Here is a 6,871-nt window from a genome sequence, read left to right as displayed (position 1 = left end):
CGCCGTTGACGGCCTTCAGGTGCGGCACACAGGCGCGCACCATCTGGAAGGCGCCGACCACATTGACGCCGAAGATTTTCTGAAACGTGTCCGCGTCCAGCGCATCCCAGTTGGAGACGCCGGCAAAAGATGTGATGCCGGCGTTGTTGACCAGCGCATCGATGCGACCCCAGCGCCCGACCGCCGCGTCGGCCATGCGGCGGCAGTCGCCATCGTCGGCCACATCGCCGCGCACCAGCAGCGTATCCGCGCCCACCGCTTGGCAGGCGGCCTCGGACGCTCGGGCTTCTTGTTCGCTTTTCGAGTAGTTGACCAGTACGTTGTAACCCCGGCCCGCCAGGCTCAGCGCCGTGGCCGCGCCCACACCGGTTGCGGACCCGGTGACGATGGCGACCTTTTTCTGAGCGGACATGTGGTGTCTCCTCTGTTGTGTTTGTCGATACGGCGAGCCAGCGGGTGCTGGTCAGCGGCCATGGTGCGCCTGCTCGCGCTCCCGGGCAAACGCCACATACCAATCCAGGCAGCCCGGGTTGGCCATGGCTTCTTTGTTGATGACTTTTTCCAGCGGCTGGCCGAGCAGCAGTTTCTTGATCGGCAATTCCTGCTTCTTGCCCGAGAGCGTGCGCGGCACTTCGGCCACCTGAAAAATCGCGTTGGGCAGGAAGCGCGGCGAGAGCGCGGTGCGGATCGCGTCGTTGAGCCGGGCTTTCATGGCGGCGTCCAGTGCGATGCCTTCGCGCAGCACCACGAACAGCGGCATGTAGCTCTCTTTGCCCAGGTATTCCAGGTCGACCACCATGGAGTCCATGACCTCGGGCAGGGCTTCGACCGCGCTGTACAGCTCGCTGGTGCCCATGCGCAGGCCGTGGCGGTTGATGGTGGCATCCGACCGGCCGTAGATGACGCAGGAGCCGTCGGGGTAGATGCGCAGCCAGTCGCCGTGGCGCCAGACGGCACCGGCGCTCTTGTCGAGATCGCCGCCCGCTGGCTTTCTGCCCAGGCCCGCCGGGTACATGTCGAAGTAGCTGCCGATCAGGCGCTGGTGGTCCACGTCGCCCACGAAATACAGCGGCATGGCGGGAATGGGCTGGGTGCAAACCAGTTCACCCACTTCGTCGATCACGGGCTGGCCTTGTTCGTTCCAGGCCTCTACGGCGGCACCCAGCACACGGCACTGCATGCGACCCGGTATTTGCGGCAGTTCGCGGTGGCCGCCGATGAAGGCGCCCAGCAGATCGGTACCACCGGAAATGTTGCACCACCAGATGTCGCCCCCACGCTCCCCCGCTGCGCGTGGTCCGCTGCCCCCCAGGGGGGCTGATTCACCTTGGGGCGGCCCGGCGGTGAATCGGTCGCCCCCACGTTCCCCCGCTGCGCGTGGTCCGCTGCCCCCCAAGGGGGCTGGTTCGCCACTCCGTTCGGGCTGAGCCTGTCGAAGCCCTTCGACAGGCTCAGGGTGAACGGTGTTGGCGCGCGCCTCGGCCAAGCGCCGAAACTGCTGCGTGCCCCAGTTCTGCGCGTCTTCGGACAGCGGTGAACCGGTGGTGCCGAGCGCCCTTACCGTTGACAAGTCGCCGCAGGTGGACAGGTCCACGCCGGCCTTGAGGCAGTTGGCGAAGAAGGCCGCGCCGGCGCCGAAAAAGCTCACGCGCTGCTCGGCGGCAAAGCGCCAGAGCACGGTCCAGTCGGGCTTGTCTTTGCTGCCGCCGGGGTTGCCGTCGTAAATGACACAGGTGGTGCCGCCCAGCAAGCCACCGGTTTGTGCGTTCCACATCACCCAGCCGGTCGAGCTGTACCAGTGGTAGCGCTCGCCCCAGCTGTTGGGCTGGTAGCTGCAACCCACGTCGTTGTGCAGGCACACATTGACCATGCCCACGATGACGACGCCGCCGTGCCCGTGCACGATGGGTTTGGGCAGCCCGGTGGTGCCGCTGGAATAGACGATCCACAGCGGATGGTCGAACGGCAGCGACAAGGGTTCAAAAGCGGCCACGGCCGCGTCGTCGCGGGCGCAGACGCTGGCAAAAGAAGTACACGGCGCGGCGCTGGCCAGCGCCGCCTGTTGGGCGCTCTCATCGGCGGCCAGATTGCAGTGCAAGACCACATGCCGCACGGTCGGCAGGGCCGCGCGCAATTCGGCCACCACGGGCAGGCGGTCGAAATCGCGCCCGCCGTAGGTGACGCCATCGCAGGCGATCAAGACCTTGGGCTCGATCTGGCGAAAGCGGTCGAGCACGGCGTGGGTGCCCATGTCGGGCGCGCACAAACTCCACACGCCGCCAACGCTCACCGTGGCCAGAAAGGCAACCATGGTCTGCGCAATGTTGGGCAGATACGCCGCCACCCGGTCGCCGGGCAGCACGCCCTGCGCTAGCAGGTGCAGGGCCATCGCGGCCACCTGGCGCCGAAGCTCGGGCCACGACAGTTCGGTGTGCTGGCCTTTTTCATTGCGGCCCACGATGGCCGGAAAACCCGCCGCGTGCGCCGCCTCCACGTGGCGCAAGACCTGCTGCGCGTAGTTCAGCTGCGCGCCGGGAAACCAGCGCGTGCCCGGCATGGTGTTTTTCTCCAGCACGGCGGTGTGGGGTGTGGGCGAGTGCAGATCGAAGTAGTCCCACACGCTTTGCCAGAACGCATCGAGGTCGGTGATGGACCAGCGCCAGAGCGCGTCGTAGCTGTCGAAGCGCAGGCCGCGCTGCTCGGTCAGCCAGTTTTGGTACAGGCGGATCTGGGGCGTGAAGGGTGCTGCTTTTGTCTCGCTCATGGGTGGTTTCCTTGTTTCCACCGCGAGGGTAACAGCGCCTGCGCGCCGACCGCCAAGGGTTTGTACGAATGTTCAACAATCTTGTACGAGCGTTCAATATCCGGCATGTTGAAGACAAACACCGCCACCGCCAAGCCGCGCCGCACACCGGCGACGGCGGTGCGCGCGGACCGGCGCATGGACATCTTGCTGGCCGCCGAGAAACTGTTTGCCCAGCACGGCTACTACGCGGTGTCGATCCGCCAGATCGCCACCGAGGCCGAGGTGCCGCTGGCCCTGGTGGGCTACTACTTTGGTCAGAAACACGAGCTGTTCCACGCCATCTTTGAGCACTGGCGCCACACCTACGAAGAGCGCCTGGCGCTGCTGGCGCAGGCCCGCACAGCCCCGCGCGACGAGCGCACGCTGGAGCGCATGGTGCACGCCTTCGTCGACCCGGTGATGCGCATGCGCGCCAGCCCCGAGGGCGAGTACTACGCCCTGCTGGTGGCGCGTGAACTGTCGTACCGCACACCCGATGCCGACCGCGTGCTGGTCGATTATTTCGACCCGATGGCGCACGCCTTCATCGACGCGCTGCAAGACGTCTGCCCGAACAGCAGCCGGGGCGATGCCGCCTGGGCCTACCAGTTCACCCTGGGTGCGCTGATCCACCACATGAGCGATACGCGCGTGCGGCGCCTCTCACGCGACGAATGCACGCCCTTCGACCCCGCCGCCACGCCGCGCCTGGTGCGCTTCGTCACCGCCGGCATCCAGGCACTGCTGGTCGTGCGCCCCCCGACACCGCCCCCGCGTTCCCGTTCCCGTTCCGCTACCTAAACCAACTCCAGGAGACAGACATGAGATTTCCCCCGTTCAAACACAGCCTGCTGATCGCCGCGCTCGCACTGACCGCCGGTGGCCTGCATGCGCAGCAGGTCATCAAACTCACCGCTGCTGCGGGCCATCCGCCGGTGTTCCTGTGGGTCAAGACGCTGGACGAGACCTTCATTCCCGAGGTGGACAAAAAACTGGCGGTGACGGGCAAATACAAAATCGAGTGGACCAAGGCTTATGGCGGCACGCTCATGAAGCTGGGCAGCGAGTCCAAGGGTGTCGCCGAGGGTGTGGCCGACATGGGCATCGTGAGCACGCTGTTCGAAGCGTCCAAGTTCCCGTTGCAAAACGTGTCCTACTTCGCGCCCTTCGGCACCGACCGCATCGACCTGGTGAGCAAAACCATCGCCAGCACCCAGAAAGCGGTTCCGGCCATGGCCGACGCCTGGACCAAGAACGGTCTGGTCTACCTCGGTGGCATGGCGCTGGACTCGTACCACATCTATTCCAAGTTCCCGATCACGCGCTACGAAGACCTGAACGGCAAAAAAATCAGCGCACCCGGCCCAGCGGCCAACTGGATCAAAGGCACCGGTGCGGTGGCCGTGGCCGGCACGCTGAACTCGTACTACGAAGACATCAAGTCCGGCGTGTCCGACGGCGCGGCGGTGTTCACCACCGGTGCGGCAGCGGCCAAGCTGTACGAAGTGGCGCCCTACATCACCAAGGTCAACTTCGGCTCCATGTTCGCCGGTGGCATCGCCTTCAACAAGAGCCGCTTCGACAGCCTGCCCGCTGAAGTGCAGACCGCCATCCACGAAGCCGGTGACGCCTGGACCGACCAATACGCCAAGGACCAGAACATCCTGGTGGAGACGCGCATGAAGCAGATGATCGCCGCCGGTGCCAAGGTGAGCGACATGAGCGAGGCCGAGCGCAAGCGTTGGGCCGAGATGCTCACGCCCGTGGCCAAAACCTGGGCCGCGGAAGTGCAGAGCAAGGGCTTGCCCGCAGGCGATGTGCTCAACACCTACATGGCCGGCCTGATCAGCGCTGGCGCCAAAATCCCCCGCGACTGGAGCAAGTAAGTTGAAAGACGCTCAACAACGGACGGGCGCTGCGGCGCCCGCCGCGGGGGCACCTGCGTCCGACTCCTACGGCGCGGCGCTGCCTTTGGGCATGCACCACCTGCTCAGCGGCATGAACGCGCTGGGCACGGTCTGGATTCTGGCCCTGATGGTGCTGATCAACCTCGACGTGTTCGGGCGCAACCTGCTGGACGCGCCGGTGCGGGGCGTGACCGAACTGGTCTCGCTGTCCATCGTGGGCATCGTGTTCCTGCAACTCGGTGACACGCTGCGCACCGGGCGCTTCACGCGCGCCGACATCCTGCTCGACCGGCTGAAAACCAGCCGCCCCGCGCTGGCCGATGCGCTGCACGCGCTCTACCACCTGGTGGGCATGGCGCTCATGCTCATCATCCTCAAAGCCAGCTGGGGGCCTTTGATGGAGTCGATCCACATCCGCGAATACGTGGGCGCGATCGGCGACTTCCAGGCACCGGTGTGGCCGGTGCGGCTGATCACGCTGCTGGGCCTGTCGGTCACGGCGCTGTGCTTTCTGATGCTGGCCTGGATGGACCTGCGCCGCATGGCCTCCCGCAACAAGGAACTCTCTTCATGAGCAACGTCGTCATTGCACTGGGCTCGCTGGCCCTGATGCTGGTGTTCATCTACGCCGGCCTGCACGTGTCCATCACCCTGGGGCTGCTCAGTTTCATCGGTGTGTGGCTGATCCGGGGCGACCCGGGCATTGCCGCCAATATGCTGGCGCAAGCCACGAACGACGCGATTGCCAGTCACATTTTCGGTGTAGTGCCCTTGTTCGTGCTCACGGGGTTTCTGGTGGCGTATGCCGACATCGGCAAGGACGCGTTCGAGGTCGCCAACCAGGCGTTCCGGCGCATCCGGGGTGGCCTGGGCATTGCCACCGTGGCGGCCAACGCGGTGTTCGCGGCCATCACCGGCATCTCGATTGCATCGGCGGCGGTGTTCTCGCGGGTAGCGGTGCCACAAATGCTGCGCTTTGGTTACCAGCCCAAGTTCGCGGTCGGCGTGGTGGCGGGCTCGTCGGTGCTGGGCATGTTGATACCGCCCAGCCTGCTGATGATCCTGTACGGCTTTTTGTCGGACCAGTCGGTGGGGGACTTGTTCACCGCCGGCATCCTGCCGGGCTTGTTGCTGGCGGTGTCGTTTGCCGTGGTCATTGTGGCCATGTCCTACCTGCGCCCCAGCATGGTGTACCGCGACGGCACACCCAAAGTCATCGACGACGGTGAACTGATGCCGCTCATGGAAATGGTGGGCAAGTTCGTGCCCATCGTGATCCTGATCGCGTCCATCCTGGGCGGCATTTACGCCGGCTTCTTCACCGCCACCGAAGCCGGTGCCGTGGGTGCGCTGGTGGCGCTGCTGATCGCGGTGCTCAAGCGCAAGCTCACGCTGCGCAGCTTCTGGGGCGTGCTGACCGAGACCGGCCACGTGACGGTGTCGGTGAGCTTTCTCATCATCTGCGCCAACATCTACACCCGCATGCTGGCCATGAGCGGCACGCCGCAAGCCATGCTGGAATGGATGTCGATGGCGGGCTTTGGCGTGGCGGCGTTTCTGCTGCTCTATGTGCTCATCATCCTGCTGCTCGGCACCATCATCGACTCGTCGTCGATCCTGCTGATCGTATTGCCGCTGATGCTGCCGATCGCGCAGCAGTTCGGCCTGAACCTGATCTGGTTCGGCGTGATCACGGTGGTGGCGGTGGAGATCGGTCTGCTCACGCCGCCGTTCGGGCTCAGTGCCTATGTGATCAAGAGCACGCTGGGCAATACGCTGGACATCCGTCTCGGCGACATCTTCCGCGGCACCGCACCGTTCACGCTGACCATGCTGGTGGTGCTGGGCTTGCTGATGGCGTTTCCGCAAATCAGCCTGGTGTTGCTGAAATGAGCACGCGTGCACCCAACCCACAGAACTGGTAGATGCGGTGGGCGCCGAGCGGATCATCTTCAATCGATCAAGAGCACCACTTGATCGCCCCATCGTGAATGCCGAGCCCACCGAAAAGGTCCGTGCCATCGAGCGTTAAACGCCCGGTTCATGGACGATCACATCCGCCCAAATCCAGACGCGATTCGCACCTAAGCTGAATCCTATGTTTTCGCCACCGCCGCTCTGGTCAGCGATTTTTCCTTCGACCCCATTGGCAACTACGGCACCCGAACTTTTCTAGTTG

6 protein-coding genes are annotated in these 6,871 nt (G+C 64.8%); 4 read left to right on the top strand and 2 right to left on the bottom strand.

What is annotated here, in order from left to right; genetic code table 11:
* Positions 1-412: SDR family NAD(P)-dependent oxidoreductase (locus ABYB95_RS13810; RefSeq protein ID WP_372659141.1), on the bottom strand; the 412-nt coding region annotated here is incomplete at its 3' end.
* Positions 413-463: 51 nt separating this feature from the next.
* Positions 464-2,764, bottom strand: a complete 2,301-nt coding sequence (locus ABYB95_RS13805) for an acetoacetate--CoA ligase (RefSeq protein WP_372659140.1) — start codon at positions 2,762-2,764, stop codon at positions 464-466.
* Between the two features lie 105 nt (positions 2,765-2,869).
* Here ABYB95_RS13805 and ABYB95_RS13800 point away from each other — a divergent pair, with 105 nt between their 5' ends.
* From ABYB95_RS13800 to ABYB95_RS13785, 4 genes are read left to right on the top strand one after another with little or no spacing between them, the layout of a single operon-like run.
* Positions 2,870-3,586 (top strand): TetR/AcrR family transcriptional regulator, encoded by a 717-nt coding sequence (locus ABYB95_RS13800; protein ID WP_372659139.1) that lies wholly within the window; start codon positions 2,870-2,872, stop codon positions 3,584-3,586.
* A 20-nt stretch (positions 3,587-3,606) separates the two neighbouring features.
* Complete coding sequence (locus ABYB95_RS13795) at positions 3,607-4,671, top strand: C4-dicarboxylate TRAP transporter substrate-binding protein (RefSeq protein ID WP_372659138.1); 1,065 nt, start codon at positions 3,607-3,609, stop codon at positions 4,669-4,671.
* 1 nt (position 4,672) lies between these two features.
* Positions 4,673-5,266 (top strand): TRAP transporter small permease subunit, encoded by a 594-nt coding sequence (locus ABYB95_RS13790; RefSeq protein WP_372659137.1) that lies wholly within the window; start codon positions 4,673-4,675, stop codon positions 5,264-5,266.
* Positions 5,263-6,585, top strand: coding sequence for a TRAP transporter large permease (locus tag ABYB95_RS13785; RefSeq protein WP_372659136.1), 1,323 nt, complete (start codon positions 5,263-5,265; stop codon positions 6,583-6,585). The genes ABYB95_RS13790 and ABYB95_RS13785 overlap by 4 nt, the downstream gene beginning before the upstream one ends.
* The last annotated feature ends 286 nt before the right edge of the window (positions 6,586-6,871 follow it).

It is taken from the genome of Hydrogenophaga sp. (assembly GCF_041633695.1).
Classification (GTDB): Bacteria; Pseudomonadota; Gammaproteobacteria; order Burkholderiales; family Burkholderiaceae_C; genus Hydrogenophaga.
This window is presented reverse-complemented; position numbering and strand designations above follow the sequence as displayed.

Excerpts from the sequence above, each read along its gene's own strand:
- ABYB95_RS13800 (WP_372659139.1), top strand. The coding sequence starts at position 2,870 with ATGTTGAAGACAAACACCGCCACCGCCAAGCCGCGCCGCACACCGGCG.
- ABYB95_RS13785 (WP_372659136.1), top strand. The coding sequence starts at position 5,263 with ATGAGCAACGTCGTCATTGCACTGGGCTCGCTGGCCCTGATGCTGGTG.
- ABYB95_RS13805 (WP_372659140.1), bottom strand. The coding sequence starts at position 2,764 with ATGAGCGAGACAAAAGCAGCACCCTTCACGCCCCAGATCCGCCTGTAC.
- ABYB95_RS13795 (WP_372659138.1), top strand. The coding sequence starts at position 3,607 with ATGAGATTTCCCCCGTTCAAACACAGCCTGCTGATCGCCGCGCTCGCA.